A 15,342-nucleotide genomic window follows, 5' to 3' on the forward strand; every position below is an offset into this window, starting at 1 on the left:
AGCGCACGCCCCTGAAAACCATCAGTCCTCAGCCGGGATATGCAGAAAGGGATCTCAACGCGTTGTGGCATGCGTTAATCGCGACGGTCAGTAAATTACTGAAAAACAGTGGTGTCCAGGGTCAACAGATTAAAGGCGTGGGTATTTCAGCTCAAGGCAAGGGTTTGTTTCTTTTGGATAAAAATAACGAGCCGCTGGGTAACGGGTTCCTTTCCTCTGATCGGCGGGCGACAGAAATAGTGAGCCAATGGCAGCAACAAGGGATGTTGGAAAAATTGTATCCCCATACGCGCCAGACGCTTTGGACCGGCCATCCCGTCTCTCTGTTGCACTGGATCAAAGATAACCAGCCTGAACGTTATGACCGCATTGATACCCTGATGATGGCACACGATTATCTCCGCTGGTGCCTCACGGGCGAAAAGGGCTGTGAAGAGAGCAATATCTCTGAGTCTAACCTCTACAACATGAATACGGGAACGTATGATCCTGCCCTTTCCACACTGTTGAATATCAGTGAAATTAACAGCGCACTTTCCCGCATCGTGGGTTCAACTGAGATTTGTGGCGAAATCACACCACAAGCCGCTGAATTAACGGGATTGGTTGCAGGCACGCCCGTGGTAGGGGGACTGTTTGATGTGGTTTCTACCGCACTTTGCGCGGGCCTTCAAGACGAATATACCTTGAATGCCGTGATGGGAACGTGGTCAGTCACCAGCGGTATCACGGATCAACTGCGCACACATGAGCCATACCCTTATATTTATGGCCGTTATGCCAATGTGGGGCAGTATATTGTGCATGAGGCCAGCCCCACGTCGTCAGGTAATCTCGAATGGTTTTCCACGCTCTGGGGAAACATGCCTTTTGCAGAAATTAATGCTGCCGTGAACCAGCTTCCCAAAGCGTCCAGTGAGATTTTTTTTCTTCCCTTTCTGTATGGCAGCAATGCCGGGCTGGAAATGACAGCGGGATTTTATGGCTTACAGTCCAGCCATCATCGCGGTCATTTACTGCAAGCCGTCTATGAAGGCGTTATCTTCAGCCATATGACCCACCTGAAACGCATGTTAGCGCGTTTCACCAGAACGCAGGCGATACGGGTCATGGGCAGGCCGGCTCACTCCAAAGTCTGGATGCAAATGTTTGCCGATATCAGCAACCTGCCCGTGGAACTGCCTCAGGTGAAAGAAACCGGTTGTCTGGGTGCCGCATTGGCCGCGTTGGTTGGCACAGGGAGCTACAAGGATTTTACTGAAGCCCAGCAAAATTTAGATTACCCCGTCGAGACCCTTGAACCGGATCGCGATTCATATCCCGCTTACCTCAATAAAGCAATTAAATATCAGCTACTTAATGAATCGTTTTACAACTTTCATTCCCAATGCAAGTCGCTGAATACTCGAGGGGAAAGAAGAATATGAACCGCCCATTACTGCAACTGGCCTTGGATCATACGTGTCTGGATTCGGCATTACGGGATGCTGAGTTATTGCGCGACGAGGTTGATATTGTTGAAGCGGGGACAATCCTGTGTCTTTGTGCAGGAAATAACGCCATTCATCAACTGCGTCGCCGCTGCCCGGACAAAATTATTGTTGCAGACTGGAAAGTCGCGGATGCCGGCGAAATTTTGGCAGCGCAGGCTTTTGATGCCGGTGCAGACTGGATGACGGTAATTTGTGCTGCGCCACTGGCAACCATCGAAAAAGCCCATCATTTGGCAAGTCAGAGAAAGGCAGAGATCCAAATTGAATTGTTTGGCAATTGGACATTCTCAGATGCCAGAAATTGGCATGCTATTGGTGTTCGCCAAGTGATCTATCATCGCGGGCGTGATGCACAAGCCGATGGGCAAATATGGGGTGAAGAAGATATCTCCTGCCTGAAAAAACTTTCCGATATCGGATTCGCGGTTTCCATTACCGGTGGCCTTGTGCCTGCCGACCTTCCCCGATTTAAAGACATTTCTGTACAGGCTTTTATTGTCGGTCGGGCGTTATCCGGCGCAACTCACCCAAAGCAAGCCGCCCAAGCGTTTCACACTCAAATTACTGCGATCTGGGGGTAGCCTAATGCGCATCCATCCTTTGGGTATCTATGAAAAAGCCTTGCCGAAAAATCTGACATGGGCAGAACGTTTATGTTTGGCAAAAAGCTGCGGTTTCGATTTTGTTGAAATGTCGGTAGACGAAACAGATGAACGTTTGTCACGACTGGACTGGGATATAAACACCCGCCTTGAACTGGTCAAAAATACGTTGGAAACCGGCATTCGCATTCCCTCCATGTGCTTATCTGCGCATCGGCGTTATCCCTTTGGCAGCCATGATGAAACAGTACGGCGCAGAGCGTATGACATTATGTCAAAGGCCATTAAGTTAGCCCAAGATCTTGGGATCAGAACCATCCAACTGGCCGGTTATGACGTGTATTACGAACAACATGACCAAGAAACGGAACAACGTTTTGCCGAAGGGATGGCGTGGGCCGTTCAGCAAGCGGCCGGCGCACAGGTCATGCTGGCGATGGAAATCATGGATACCGCTTTCATCAACTCAATCACCAAATGGAAAGTGTGGGATGAAATGCTGGCTTCGCCTTGGTTTAGTGTTTATCCCGATATCGGTAATTTAGCTGCCTGGGGAAATGGTGTTTCAGCAGAACTCAAACTTGGCATAAACCGCATCTCAGCCATTCATCTCAAAGATACTTATCCCGTCACGCCAACCCACGCAGGGCAATTCCGTGATGTCCCGTTCGGGCAGGGATGTGTCGATTTTGTCGGCCTATTCAGAACACTGCATGAGTTGAACTACCGAGGGACATTCTTGATAGAAATGTGGACAGAGAACGCCGAAGAACCGGTCCTTGAAATCATACAAGCACGTCGCTGGATCGAAGCGCGTATGCAGGAAGGAGGTTTTGCATGTTAGAGCAACTGAAAGCCGATGTACTGGCTGCAAATCAGGCACTGCCAAAACATCATTTAGTGACACTCACGTGGGGAAATGTCAGCGCGATTGATAAATCAAGCGGGTTAATGGTGATTAAACCCTCCGGTGTCGAATATGGCGACATGCAAATTGATGACATGGTCGTGGTTGATATCGCGAGCGGTACAATTGTGGAAGGGAGCAAAAGACCGTCGTCTGATACACCAACGCATCTCGTGTTATATCGCCACTTCCGGGATATCGGGGGAATTGTTCATACCCATTCCCGCCATGCCACTATTTGGGCACAGGCTGGGCGATTTTTGCCTCCTCACGGTACAACCCATGCTGATCATTTTTACGGTGCTGTGCCTTGTACCCGATTAATGACCCAACAAGAAATCAATGATGATTACGAATTACAAACAGGAAACGTTATCGTTCAAACATTTGCAGAACAACAACTCGACCCCATGAAGATCCCCGCCGTTTTAGTGCATTCCCACGGCTCTTTCACATGGGGAGCCAATGCCGCTGATGCGGTCCACAATGCAGTCGCACTTGAAGAGTGCGCTTATATGAGTTTGTTTTCACAACAATTAAATGCTGAAATAACCTTCATCCAACAGGAATTATTGGATACACATTATTTACGCAAACATGGCGCTAATGCCTATTATGGTCAGAAATAACTCATGAATGAAAAAATATCTATTCTGGAAAAGATGGGATATGGGTTTGGCGATGCGGGCTGTAATATTGTTGGCGGCGCTGTTTTCCTGTTTTTGAATTTTTATTATACCGATATTTATGGCCTCAATGCGGCCACCGTGGCAGCTATTTGGCTGGGTGTCAGGGTGATTGAAGCCATATCAGATCCTTTGATTGGTTATATTGCTGACAGAACACAAACACGCTGGGGTAAATTCAGACCCTATATTCTTTTTTGTGCATTTCCCTATGCTTTATTTTCAGTCTTAATGTTTACGGTGCCAGATCTGGATTATACCGGTAAAGCCATTTACGCATTCATTACTTATCTGATGATGTCAGTCACCTATTCATTGATTAATATTCCCTATTGTTCATTAGGGAGTGTGATTAGCAGCGATAATAGTGAGCGTGTTTCCTGCCAAAGTTTCCGGTTTATGGGTGTCGGCATGGCGACGCTTATTCTGACATTATCGTTATTACCTTTGGTTAATTTATTAGGTCATGGCGATAAAGCCAAAGGTTACCATAACGCCATTATTCTGCTGACTTCTGTCGGGTTAGTGATGTTTGTACTCTGTTTCTCTTTGGTTCGTGAACGTGTCCGTCCCGTCACGCCGACAAAAGATTCCATCGTCAAAGATTACGGTGATATGCTGAAAAATGATCAATGGTCCCGTTTATTGTTTGTCACATTTCTCAATGTGTTACCCGGTTTTATCCGCATGGCCTCTGTCATGTATTTTCTGACATGGGTGATCCATGCCAGTGAAATATTCACCACCCTATTTTTAAGTGTTGGCGTGATGGGTATGACGTTAGGGAGTGCCTTAGCTAAACCCCTGAGCGATTATTTTTGTAAGCTGAAAATATTTTATTGGGTGAGTTTATTGATGACGCTCCTTTCCTTGCTTATCTATTTTATTCCGGCCGATAGACATTATTTGATGTTATTCGGATATTTTATTTTAAATATTGTCCATCAGATTGCCCAACCCATTAATTGGTCAATCATGGCGGATATTGATGACTATGGTGAATATAAATCGGGCAAACGTTTAACCGGTATTAACTTTTCCTGCAACTTTCTGGCGCTTAAATTAGGGCTGGCGCTTTCTGGTTCATTAGTCAGCGGAATATTGGCGCTTGTGGGTTATGATGCCAGTCAATCATCACAGAGTGCTCACGCTCAATTATCGATTGCTCTGCTGTTTACGGTTGTTCCGGCATTAGGTTATTTATTCACGGCAATGGCAGTGAAATTACTGAAAATTGATCGCCGCGCAATGAAAGAAATTTCGTATCGATTAATAAAGAAAAGGGCAAGCCCGGCACCAGTGAGAGAATATTTAGAACCGGAAAATAATATTATTCCCGAAAAATAATAGGTGTAACGATGAAAATACATTTAGAAAAACTGTGTTCTCCGGCTATTTGGGCAGAAGGCCCGGTTTGGCTGCCAAATGACAATGCGATTATTTTCAGTGATGTTAAAGGCAATAGGATGTTCCGCTGGTCAGAGGATCAGGGTGTCAGCGTATGGCGGGAATATTCTCATTATGCGAATGGCAATGCGTTGGATAATGAAGGGCGGCTGATTAGCTGTGAACATGGCCGGCGAGGCATTTCCCGGACAGAAAAAAACGGTCGTGTCACCCTGCTGGTGGATAGCATCGACGGTAAAAGATTCAATTCACCTAATGATGTTGTGGTGCACTCTGACGGAACAATTTGGTTTACTGATCCCCCTTATGGGATCATCAGCGATGACGAGGGATATAAATCAGAAAGTCAGGTCATTGGTTGCTATGTCTATTGCTACGATCCCAGTGATGACACTCTCTCTATCGCCACCCTTGATGTCCAGCGCCCAAATGGGCTTGCTTTCTCTCCCGATGAAAAATGGCTTTATGTCGCCGATATGTCGATTCTCGATTTCCCTTCGCATGGCAGACGAGAACTTCGCGTTTATCCCGTGCAGGGTAAAACTTTGGGGTTTGGGAAACGTTTTGTGACAGTTTCTCCCGGATTCCCGGACGGGTTTTGTATTGATAAATCTCATCATGTTTATTGTAGCTGTGCCGATGGCGTTTTAATTTTTGACCGAGATGGCAGAGAAATAGATAAGATCCCGGTGCCTGAATGTGTCTCCAATTGTACGTTGGGCGGAATTAATCGTGACCAATTGTATATTACGGCGACAACCTCGTTATATCGGGCTTCTGTCACTGAGTTCGTGTCGGGCAGATAAAAAAAGCAGCATTAGAAATAGTTTCTAACGCTGCTGCTTTCGTTAAGTTTCGCTAATTGACTTATGATTAACGATAATCTTCAATCGGTGCACAAGAACAATGCAAATTGCGGTCACCGTAAACATCATCAAGGCGTTTAACCGCCGGCCAGTATTTGTTGGCTTTGGTTTCCGCCGTCGGGAAAACGGCAATTTCACGGCTGTATGCGTGGTTCCAGTCAGAAACCAATTCAACCTGAACGTGTGGCGCATTAACCAGTGGGTTATCTTCCAAAGGCCATTCTCCGCTGGCGACTTGGCGGATCTCTTCCCGAATCGCCAGCATGGCGTCAATAAAGCGATCGATTTCAATTTTACTTTCTGATTCCGTTGGCTCAACCATCAAGGTGCCCGCAACCGGGAAGGACATGGTTGGTGCGTGGAAACCATAGTCAATCAGACGCTTGGCGATATCCATCTCACTGATGCCAAACTCTTCTTTCAATGGGCGAATGTCCAAAATACATTCGTGGGCAACGTATCCATCACGCCCGGTATAGAGGATCTCATACACCCCTTTCAGGCGGGCGGCAATATAGTTTGCGTTCAGGATCGCCACTTGGCTGGCTTGTTTCAGCCCTTTTGCCCCCATCATGCGGATATACATCCAGCTAATTGGCAGAATGGAGGCACTGCCGAATGGCGCAGCGGATACGGCACCTAATGTCGTGACGCCATCCATTTCAACTACGGAATGACCGGGCACAAAGGGGGCAAGGTGTTTTTTCACGCCAATCGGTCCCATGCCTGGGCCACCGCCGCCATGTGGAATACAGAAGGTTTTGTGCAGGTTCAGGTGCGAGACATCAGCACCAATAAATCCCGGTGTGGTAATCCCTACTTGAGCGTTCATGTTGGCGCCATCAAGGTAAACCTGACCACCATGTTGATGAACCACTTCACAAATTTCACGGATGGTTTCTTCATACACGCCGTGAGTGGAAGGATAAGTCACCATGATACAAGCCAGAGAGTCTCGGTGTTTTTCCGCTTTTTCACGCAAATCTGCCAGATCGATGTTGCCTTCTTTATCGCAACTGACGACAACCACGGTCATGCCCGCCATATGCGCAGAAGCCGGATTGGTGCCGTGGGCAGAGCTTGGGATCAGGCAAACATGGCGATGTTGCTCGCCGCGGCTGGCATAGTAGCGACGAATGGCCAATAGCCCCGCATATTCCCCTTGTGCGCCGGAGTTCGGCTGCATACAAACTGCATCATAGCCTGTCAAGAGCACCAGCCAATGGGAAAGCTGGCCGATCAGTTGGTGATAACCCTGCGCTTGTTCCGGCGGGCAGAAAGGGTGCATATCGGTAAATTCAGGCCAGGTAATCGGCATGATTTCCGCCGCTGCGTTCAGTTTCATGGTGCATGAGCCCAGCGGGATCATAGCTTGGTTTAATGCCAGATCTTTACGCTCCAGACTGTGCATATAGCGCATCATGTCGGTTTCGCTGTGGTAACGGCGGAAATTTTCATGAGCCAATATTTCGTCATTACGCAGCATAGCGGCTGGAATAGACTGGCTGCCGGCCGCGGCTTCACGATCCAGCGTATCAATATCCAGTATTGCATCAGAACCCGTTATCACTTGGAACAGCGTGATCAAATCATCCCTGCGGGTCTTTTCGCTCAAAGATACGCCAACAGCACCAAGAATATCGGTACGCAAGTTAATCTGTGCTTTCGCCGCTCTTGCCAGTACCTGCGCTTTATCTGACACTTCAATGGCCAGCGTATCAAACCAGGTTTGATGACGCAGTGTGATACCCGCCTTTTGCAGTCCAGCAGCCAGAATATCGGTCAACCGGTGGATACGGTTGGCAATGCGTTGCAAGCCTTTTGAGCCATGATAAACGGCGTACATGCCTGCGATATTCGCCAGCAAGACTTGGGAAGTACAGATATTGGAGTTCGCTTTTTCACGGCGAATATGCTGCTCGCGGGTTTGCATCGCCATACGCAATGCCCGGTTACCCGCGGCATCACGAGAAACACCGATAATACGACCCGGCATGGAACGTTTGAATTCATCCCTGCAAGCAAAGAAAGCCGCATGAGGGCCGCCATATCCCATCGGCACACCGAAACGCTGGGCGGAACCGAATACAATGTCAGCCCCTTGTTGACCCGGCGCGGTCAGGATGACCAGAGCCATGAAATCCGCGGCAACACTGACAATGATCTTACGCGCTTTCAGTGTTGCAATCAGATCGCGGTAGTCGTGAACTTCCCCTGTGGTGCCGACTTGTTGCAGCAGGACACCAAAGATACCTTCCAGTTCCAGTACTTTTTCTGCTTTATCAACAATGACGTCAAATCCAAAGGTTTCGGCGCGGGTACGCACCACATCCAAGGTCTGTGGATGAATATCATCGGCCACAAAGAAACGTTCAGCCCCTTTCAGTTTGCTGATCCGTTTTGCCATTGCCATCGCTTCTGCGGCGGCTGTTGCTTCATCCAGCAGGGAAGCAGAAGCCAGTTCTAATCCCGTCAGGTCAATGGTGACTTGCTGGAAGTTCAGTAACGCCTCTAACCGGCCTTGGGAAACTTCCGGTTGATAAGGGGTATATGCCGTATACCAGCCGGGATTTTCCAGCAAATTACGCAAAATAACGGGGGGAAGGATTGCAGGTGAATACCCCATTCCAATATACGATTGATAGCGCTGGTTCTGGCTCGCCATTGCTTTCAATTCGGCCAATGCCTGTTGTTCCGTCGCGCCTTCACCGACCGCCGGAGGCTCGGATAATGCGATATCACGGGGAACGATGTTATTGGTCAGTTCATCAAGAGAATGTGTACCGACTATCGCCAGCATCTCGGTTTGCTGTTCAGCAGAAGAACCAATGTGACGACGAATGAATTCACCTTGATTTTCAAGTTGGATGAGTGTCTGAGTCATTGATGATAATTTCCTGAAACTCGCTAGCCTTTTATGCAAAAAAATGCCCCATTCACACAGTGATATGGGGCGATTCAAAAGTCATTACTCGTCTTCTTCCAAGAGTGACTGGTAGCTTTCGGCATCAAGCAAATGCGCCAATTCACTCTCATCAGTGGCTTTAATGCGGAACAGCCAACCTTCGTTATAGGGTTCACTGTTCACTAATTCGGGAGAACTTTCCAGCTCAGGGTTAATCGCGATAATGTGACCGCTCAGTGGCGCGTAAATATCAGAAGCCGCTTTCACTGATTCGACAACGGCGCAATCATCACCACTATTGACTTCTGTGCCTATGTCAGGCAAATCAACAAAGACCATATCGCCCAATAAATTCTGCGCATGTTCGGTAATACCGACGGTATATTCACCATTGCCTTCCGAACGAACCCATTCATGTGATTCTGTGTATTTTAATTCTGTTGGTACATGGCTCATCGTTGCCTTCTCCTTTTTTATTTATCTACAAGTGGCTTGCCCATTCGCACAAAGCCCGGCTTAACAACCTGAACGGGCATTTCGCGATTGCGGATCTGGACAACCGCTTGTTCACCAATACCTTGCGGAACACGCGCAAGGGCTATGCTAAATCCTAACGTTGGGGAGAATGTTCCACTGGTAATCACGCCAGAACGCACTTCACCGGCGCCATCAGTAAAGCTGACCGTTAAGCCGCCGCGCAATACGCCTTTTTCACGCATCACCAAGCCAACCAATTGTTCACTACCGGTTTTACGTTGTCTCTCCAGCGCCTCACGGCCGATAAACTGCCGATCTTCCGGTTTCCAGGCTATGGTCCATCCCATGTTGGCAGCCAGTGGTGAAACGGTTTCATCCATTTCTTGCCCATACAGGTTCATGCCCGCCTCAAGGCGCAAGGTGTCACGCGCCCCTAATCCGGCAGGTTTCACGCCGACGGCCAGCAACTGCTGCCAGAAATCTGCCGCTTGTTCTTTGGGCAAGGCAATTTCGTAACCGGCTTCACCGGTATAACCGGTCGTGGCAATAAATAAATTTCCCGACTGAACGCCAAAGAAGGGTTTCATGCTAATGACTGCTTGTTTCTGCTCATCACTTAGCAGGGATTGGACTTTGGCTTGCGCATTTGGCCCCTGAACCGCAATCAGCGCCAAATCATCGCGCACCGTGATCTCAACGTCATATTTCTCAGCATGTTGGTTAATCCATGCCAAGTCTTTCTCACGGGTCGCCGAGTTAACCACCATGCGATAAAAGTGATCAGTGAAGAAATAAACAATCAGGTCATCAATGACACCACCAGAAGCCGTTAACATGCCGGTATACAGGGCCTTGCCGTGTTCGGTGAGCTTGGCAATGTCATTCGCCAGAAGGTAACGGAGAAAATCACGGCAACCTGTACCGTGCAGATCCACAATGGTCATGTGGGAAACGTCGAACATACCGGCATCAGTACGCACGGTATGATGCTCGTCGATTTGTGAACCATAATGCAGCGGCATCATCCAGCCATGAAAATCGACCATGCGTGCCCCGCATGCCAGATGTTGATCATATAGTGGGGTGTGTTTTGACATTATTTCCCTCTTTGACGTTCTTGACATGAAAACATTCGTGACCTGAAAAAATACGGCGCATTAACCGGCAGATGTTGGATCATGAAGCAAAGAAGCGGTTAATCACGCAAACGATACCTTGGGTGTCAGACGTTATCACTGAAACAGGAAATGAACCATAAAATAAATTAGCCGCATGACCGTGGTAACCCGAAAAAGTGCTCACCGACATGCAGAATTTTTGTCTGATTTATGGCTTCAGAATGCGCATTATTTTTAATGATGTGCAAAAAACACGCTTTTTTGATTAAAAAAAGACGAAAGTGTGAAGTAAATCGTCTTAACACACTTTCGTCTGATATGAGAAAAACTAATTCTAAATAACAGGCTGAATTAGATTTTTTCAAGCGAAGGGGGTTGAGAACTCAGCCAGTCAGGAAGGTCATTCAATCCCATGGCATGGCGAAGCAATTGCGGTTTCATGCCCGGTAAGTGATCAGCCAATGTTAATCCAATCCCCCGTAATACTTTTTTAGCCGGGTTATTGCCATCAAATAGCTGACGGAAACCCTGCATTCCTGCGAGCATGAGCGCAGCACTGTGTTTGCGGCGACGTTCATAACGCCCCAAATAGAGGTACTGACCGATGTCTTTGCCTTGCTGATTTAAGCGATTCAATTCACCTATCAGCTCGGCCACATCCATAAATCCGAGATTAACCCCCTGCCCCGCCAGCGGGTGGATCGTGTGTGCCGCATCACCCAATAGCGCTAATCGATGGGCAGCAAAATTGCGGGCATAACGTCCTGTCAGTGGAAGGGTTTGCCGATCACTGATGAGTTCACATTGACCAAGGCGCAGATTGAATGTCGCGCTCAATTGTCGATTAAATTGCGCTGGCGCCATTGATTTACGCTGTTGCGCGGATTCAGTCGGCAGTGACCAAACTATTGAACACAGGTGAGCATCCGGCAGTGGCAGGAAAGCCAGTATGCCATCACCGTGGAAAACCTGACGCGCAACGCCGCCGTGAGGCTCTTCAGTACGAATGGTGGCGACCAGCGCATGGTGTTCATAATCCCAAAAAGTCAACGGAATATCGGCGTGTTGACGCAACCAAGAGTGAGCACCGTCTGCACCCACGACAAGACGAGACGTGAGCATGGTTCCATCAGATAACGTGATGAAGGCTTCGTTTTCTCCCCAAGCCACATTCTTCAGGGAAGATGGAGTGAATATCGTCACATCCGGCAGATTTTCCGCACGTTGCCAGAGCGCTTGGCGGATCACTGAGTTTTCGATGATATGACCCAGGTGTGTCAAACCATTTTCTGCCGCACTGAACTGAATGCGCCCGAAACTATCCTGATCCCACACTTCCATGCCCTGATAAGCGCTGGCTCGCATCGCAAGAATATCCTGCCAGACACCGAGATGGGTGAGTAATCGTTCACTGGCGGCATTGATGGCCGAAACCCGCAACGCATATTCATCATTGGCATCAAATGGCTTGGCTGGTGGGTGCTCTTCTACAATCGCGATGCGCAAACCGCTACCTTGCAAACCACAGGCCAGCGCAAGGCCAACCATTCCGCCCCCTGCGATCACCACATCAAATGATTGCATTTTTTCTTTCCTCTTAATCTGCCAACGATGACGGTGCAACCCAACCTAATGTCTGACGGGCAAATTGATCCCGCAGCGGGGATAATCTTTCCATTGCCATCAAGCCCAAATTACGCCCCATTTTTAACGGTAAGTAGTCATTGGCGAATAACCTGACCAATCCATCCGTGATCCCAATGGTGGTTTCACGATCGGCCTGACGCTGTTGCTGGTATTGTGCCAGCACGTGATAGGCACCAATGTCCCGCCCTGAAACCGCCGCGGCTGAAATGACTTGCGCCAGCGCCATAACATCACGCATTCCTAAGTTAAAGCCCTGCCCGGCAATCGGATGCAAAGTTTGGGAAGCATTACCGACCAGCGCCAGACGGTGGCTAATTTGCCTGCCGGCTGTCGATAAAGCCAAGGGATAACTGTGCCGTTGACCGCTTTCCCGCATTTTTCCCAAACGCCAGCCAAAGGCTTTTTGCAGGTGTTGCAGGAATTCATGCTGGCTCCAGTGATTGATTTCTGCCTGTTTTTCCAGTGGCTGACACCATACCAGCGAACTGCGCCCTTCCGACATGGGCAACAGCGCTAATGGGCCATGTTCGGTGAAACGCTCGAATGCCCTGCCTTGCGGATGTTCGGAAGTCAGTACATTGGCAATAATGGCGGTCTGCCCATAAGAGTGCTGCTGGAAGGGGATGTTGCACGTTTGGGCTATCGCCGAATGGCTGCCATCCGCCGCAACCAACAACTCCCCGGTCAGTTTTTCGCCATTATCCAGCAAAACTTTCACCGAGTTTTCCAAACGTTCAACGGAACTCACTCTGGCCGGGCAGTAAAGCGTAATATTGGGAGACTGTTTTAATAAATCAAAAAGATGGATACCGGCATCATGCAATTCAATCACATGGCCCAATGCCGGAATAGCATAATCATCAGCGCAGATGTTGACGAAACCGCTGCTACCACGGTCGCTGACATGGACGTGAGTGATTGGGGTCACACAATGTTGCAGCGCAGGCCAGATACCGAGCTGATTCAAGCGCTGGCATGTGCCATAAGCCAAGGCAATCGCCCTTGCATCAAAACCTGGGTGTTCCTTAGTCGGTTCTGCCGCTTCAATCAAGGAGACTTGTACTTGCCCCCGACTCAACGCAGCAATGGCCAGCGCCAATGTCGCGCCTGTCATTCCTCCGCCCACAATAATCACGTTCATTATCACTTCCTGATTACTTTATCCTTAACCCTGTATCCTTAACCCTGTTTTGCCTGTGCCATCAAAGCTTCTATCTCATCCGGATCTTTGACGACAGACTCCGTCAGGTTTTCGTTTCCGGTTTCCGTTATCACAATGTCATCTTCAATACGGATACCGATACCACGGTATTCCGGCGGGACATCAGCATCTGGGGCAATGTAAAGCCCCGGCTCGACCGTCAACACCATGCCGGGTTCCAGAATCCGATCGCGATCGAGGCCGTAATAGCCGACATCATGGACATCCAGCCCCAACCAGTGACTCAAACCATGCATGAAAAATTGACGATAAGCATTGGTTTCGATCAATTGTTCGACTTCACCGTGCATAATTCCCAATTTTACCAACCCCTTCACCATGACACGCACAACTTGCCCTGTGACCTCGCTGATGCTGGTGCCGGGTTGGTACAAATCAAGGGAAAGGTTGATGGCTTCCAGAACAATGTCATAGATTTCACGTTGAGGGCGCGTAAATTTGCCATTAACCGGAAATGTCCGCGTAATGTCGCCGGCATAGCCCGCATATTCACATCCCGCATCGATCAACACGAGATCGCCCTCTTTCATACAGCGATCATTTTCAGTGTAATGCAGGATACAGGCGTTTTCTCCCGCCCCAACAATGGTGTTATAAGCCGGGTAACGTGCCCCCTGACGGGTGAATTCATGGTGAATTTCGGCTTCAAGCTGATATTCAAACATACCCGGATGACAAGCCTGCATGGCTCTGGTATGTGCTTGGGCGCTAATTTCCCCGGCTTTGCGGATGATGTCTAATTCAGCTTCTGATTTAAACAGACGCATTTCATGCAGCCACGGACGCCAATCTGCCATGACCGTTGGCGCACGGAAGTTACGGCGGTTATTTTTACGCAATTTATCCAAGGCACGAAATACAATGTTATCAGCGTATTCAAATTCTCCTTGAGCGTGATAAACCACTTCCAAGCCATTCAATAACAAATGGAGTTGTTCATCGAGATCATCAAATGGCAGGGCACGATCCACCCCCAATGTTTCCAATGCAGCTTCTTGCCCAAGACGGCGACCAAACCAAATTTCCGCACTCAAATCGCGAACACGATTAAACAACACGCTATGATTGTGAGTTTCATCGCTTTTGATCAGTATCAGAACCGCTTGCGGCTCACTGAACCCAGTCAGATACAGAAAGTCACTGTGCTGACGGTAGGGATACTCACTATCTGAATTACGTGTCGCAGGCAAAGCTGAAAAAATAATGGCCGCACTGGCCGGAGCCATTTTTGACAATAATGCCTGACGATGGGATAAATATTCTTGTTTAGTCATACCCTCTCCTGCAATTCCATTATCATTAGTTGGGTGAATGTCGGGTGAATATCGTCAATCAATGCAACGTCGGTTTTTCACTTTTTGCACTGTCTGCGGTTTTCGGTGTCGCTAACGCGATATAGCAGAGTTGAACCGCAACACGGACATATTCCAGTACTTCTTCAAGGGCTTGAGAAAGTTCTTCCTGATCTTCGCTTTCATCATAGCCCAACATGCCAATGTCACGTAAGTCGGTGATAATTTCTTTAATTTCTGGTTGTTTTGTCAATTTGGGATTGGCTACGCCCAGCCCAAGCAAAAAGTGGTTCACCCATCCCGCCAATGCGTCTGCGCAGGCAAAAACCCCAGCCTCTTCATCAGGGAGCAACAGATTAAATACGAAATTATTGTCATCCAGCAATTCAAACGTCGTTTCGTACAATTCCCTAAGCGGCAGAGCCAAAACCTGAGAAAATGCCAGACCATCATTAGCAAGATCATGCACCAACGCCTGCCAGCTACTGTCATGATGACCGCCATGATTTCCACTACCATGTTTTCCACTACATAGTAATCCACTGATTAAGCCATGCATTTCTGCGGCTGTCAGCGCAACGGACTGTTGATGCAAAATTTCATCAAATGATTGATAATTAGGTAATGAGTTTTGTATAGACATGTATATTGATCATCGTTGGCGATATAAGTTCATGCTATGCTACCATCAAGGGGAGTCGCTATACCAGACAGCACACA

General features: G+C 48.3%; 13 protein-coding genes. 6 read left to right on the forward strand and 7 right to left on the reverse strand.

Annotation, left to right across the window (positions count from 1 at the left end; genetic code table 11):
• From PSI15_RS05060 to PSI15_RS05085, 6 genes are all read left to right on the forward strand, one after another.
• On the forward strand, nucleotides 1-1,427 hold a 1,427-nt coding region (locus PSI15_RS05060; RefSeq protein ID WP_273582568.1), incomplete at its 5' end, for an FGGY-family carbohydrate kinase.
• Nucleotides 1,424-2,074: a 3-keto-L-gulonate-6-phosphate decarboxylase UlaD gene (gene ulaD / locus PSI15_RS05065; RefSeq protein WP_273582569.1), complete on the forward strand. Its 651-nt coding sequence runs from the start codon at nucleotides 1,424-1,426 to the stop codon at nucleotides 2,072-2,074. The genes PSI15_RS05060 and ulaD, both read left to right, overlap by 4 nt.
• 4 nt (nucleotides 2,075-2,078) lie before the next feature.
• Nucleotides 2,079-2,939 carry an L-ribulose-5-phosphate 3-epimerase gene (locus PSI15_RS05070; protein WP_273582570.1) on the forward strand — a complete coding sequence of 287 codons (861 nt, stop codon included), beginning with the start codon at nucleotides 2,079-2,081 and terminating at the stop codon, nucleotides 2,937-2,939.
• Nucleotides 2,933-3,631, forward strand: coding sequence for an L-ribulose-5-phosphate 4-epimerase (gene araD / locus PSI15_RS05075; RefSeq protein ID WP_273582571.1), 699 nt, complete (start codon nucleotides 2,933-2,935; stop codon nucleotides 3,629-3,631). Before PSI15_RS05070 ends, araD begins: the two co-directional genes overlap by 7 nt.
• 3 nt (nucleotides 3,632-3,634) lie before the next feature.
• Complete coding sequence (locus PSI15_RS05080) at nucleotides 3,635-5,035, forward strand: glycoside-pentoside-hexuronide (GPH):cation symporter (protein WP_273582572.1); 1,401 nt, start codon at nucleotides 3,635-3,637, stop codon at nucleotides 5,033-5,035.
• A gap of 11 nt (nucleotides 5,036-5,046) precedes the next feature.
• Entirely contained in the window at nucleotides 5,047-5,901 is an 855-nt protein-coding gene (locus PSI15_RS05085) for an SMP-30/gluconolactonase/LRE family protein (protein WP_273582573.1), read from the forward strand.
• Nucleotides 5,902-5,968: 67 nt separating this feature from the next.
• On the opposite strand, the gene gcvP is transcribed toward PSI15_RS05085, so the two are convergent.
• The 7 genes from gcvP to PSI15_RS05120 all read right to left on the reverse strand — a co-directional run bounded on the left by gcvP (nucleotide 5,969) and on the right by PSI15_RS05120 (nucleotide 15,265).
• Nucleotides 5,969-8,845, reverse strand: coding sequence for an aminomethyl-transferring glycine dehydrogenase (gene gcvP, locus PSI15_RS05090; RefSeq protein WP_273582574.1), 2,877 nt, complete (start codon nucleotides 8,843-8,845; stop codon nucleotides 5,969-5,971).
• Nucleotides 8,846-8,929: 84 nt separating this feature from the next.
• A complete protein-coding gene (gcvH, locus tag PSI15_RS05095) occupies nucleotides 8,930-9,322 on the reverse strand; it encodes a glycine cleavage system protein GcvH (protein WP_273582575.1) in 393 nt (130 codons plus the stop codon).
• A 17-nt stretch (nucleotides 9,323-9,339) separates the two neighbouring features.
• Nucleotides 9,340-10,440, reverse strand: coding sequence for a glycine cleavage system aminomethyltransferase GcvT (gene gcvT, locus PSI15_RS05100; protein WP_273582576.1), 1,101 nt, complete (start codon nucleotides 10,438-10,440; stop codon nucleotides 9,340-9,342).
• 372 nt (nucleotides 10,441-10,812) lie between these two features.
• On the reverse strand, nucleotides 10,813-12,045 hold the full coding sequence (gene ubiI / locus PSI15_RS05105; protein ID WP_273582577.1) for an FAD-dependent 2-octaprenylphenol hydroxylase: 1,233 nt from the start codon (nucleotides 12,043-12,045) through the stop codon (nucleotides 10,813-10,815).
• 13 nt (nucleotides 12,046-12,058) lie between these two features.
• On the reverse strand, nucleotides 12,059-13,249 hold the full coding sequence (ubiH, locus tag PSI15_RS05110) for a 2-octaprenyl-6-methoxyphenyl hydroxylase (RefSeq protein WP_273582578.1): 1,191 nt from the start codon (nucleotides 13,247-13,249) through the stop codon (nucleotides 12,059-12,061).
• A gap of 38 nt (nucleotides 13,250-13,287) precedes the next feature.
• Nucleotides 13,288-14,604, reverse strand: a complete 1,317-nt coding sequence (gene pepP / locus PSI15_RS05115; protein WP_273582579.1) for a Xaa-Pro aminopeptidase — start codon at nucleotides 14,602-14,604, stop codon at nucleotides 13,288-13,290.
• A gap of 58 nt (nucleotides 14,605-14,662) precedes the next feature.
• Nucleotides 14,663-15,265 (reverse strand): YecA/YgfB family protein, encoded by a 603-nt coding sequence (locus PSI15_RS05120; RefSeq protein ID WP_273582580.1) that lies wholly within the window; start codon nucleotides 15,263-15,265, stop codon nucleotides 14,663-14,665.
• Nucleotides 15,266-15,342: the final 77 nt, after the last annotated feature.

The organism is Xenorhabdus sp. PR6a (genome assembly GCF_028599065.1).
Classification (GTDB): Bacteria; Pseudomonadota; Gammaproteobacteria; order Enterobacterales; family Enterobacteriaceae; genus Xenorhabdus; species Xenorhabdus doucetiae.

Excerpts from the sequence above, each read along its gene's own strand:
- PSI15_RS05080 (WP_273582572.1), top strand. The coding sequence starts at position 3,635 with ATGAATGAAAAAATATCTATTCTGGAAAAGATGGGATATGGGTTTGGC.
- ulaD (WP_273582569.1), top strand. The coding sequence starts at position 1,424 with ATGAACCGCCCATTACTGCAACTGGCCTTGGATCATACGTGTCTGGAT.
- ubiH (WP_273582578.1), bottom strand. The coding sequence starts at position 13,249 with ATGAACGTGATTATTGTGGGCGGAGGAATGACAGGCGCGACATTGGCG.
- gcvH (WP_273582575.1), bottom strand. The coding sequence starts at position 9,322 with ATGAGCCATGTACCAACAGAATTAAAATACACAGAATCACATGAATGG.
- PSI15_RS05070 (WP_273582570.1), top strand. The coding sequence starts at position 2,079 with ATGCGCATCCATCCTTTGGGTATCTATGAAAAAGCCTTGCCGAAAAAT.
- PSI15_RS05085 (WP_273582573.1), top strand. The coding sequence starts at position 5,047 with ATGAAAATACATTTAGAAAAACTGTGTTCTCCGGCTATTTGGGCAGAA.
- PSI15_RS05120 (WP_273582580.1), bottom strand. The coding sequence starts at position 15,265 with ATGTCTATACAAAACTCATTACCTAATTATCAATCATTTGATGAAATT.
- ubiI (WP_273582577.1), bottom strand. The coding sequence starts at position 12,045 with ATGCAATCATTTGATGTGGTGATCGCAGGGGGCGGAATGGTTGGCCTT.
- gcvT (WP_273582576.1), bottom strand. The coding sequence starts at position 10,440 with ATGTCAAAACACACCCCACTATATGATCAACATCTGGCATGCGGGGCA.
- pepP (WP_273582579.1), bottom strand. The coding sequence starts at position 14,604 with ATGACTAAACAAGAATATTTATCCCATCGTCAGGCATTATTGTCAAAA.
- gcvP (WP_273582574.1), bottom strand. The coding sequence starts at position 8,845 with ATGACTCAGACACTCATCCAACTTGAAAATCAAGGTGAATTCATTCGT.
- araD (WP_273582571.1), top strand. The coding sequence starts at position 2,933 with ATGTTAGAGCAACTGAAAGCCGATGTACTGGCTGCAAATCAGGCACTG.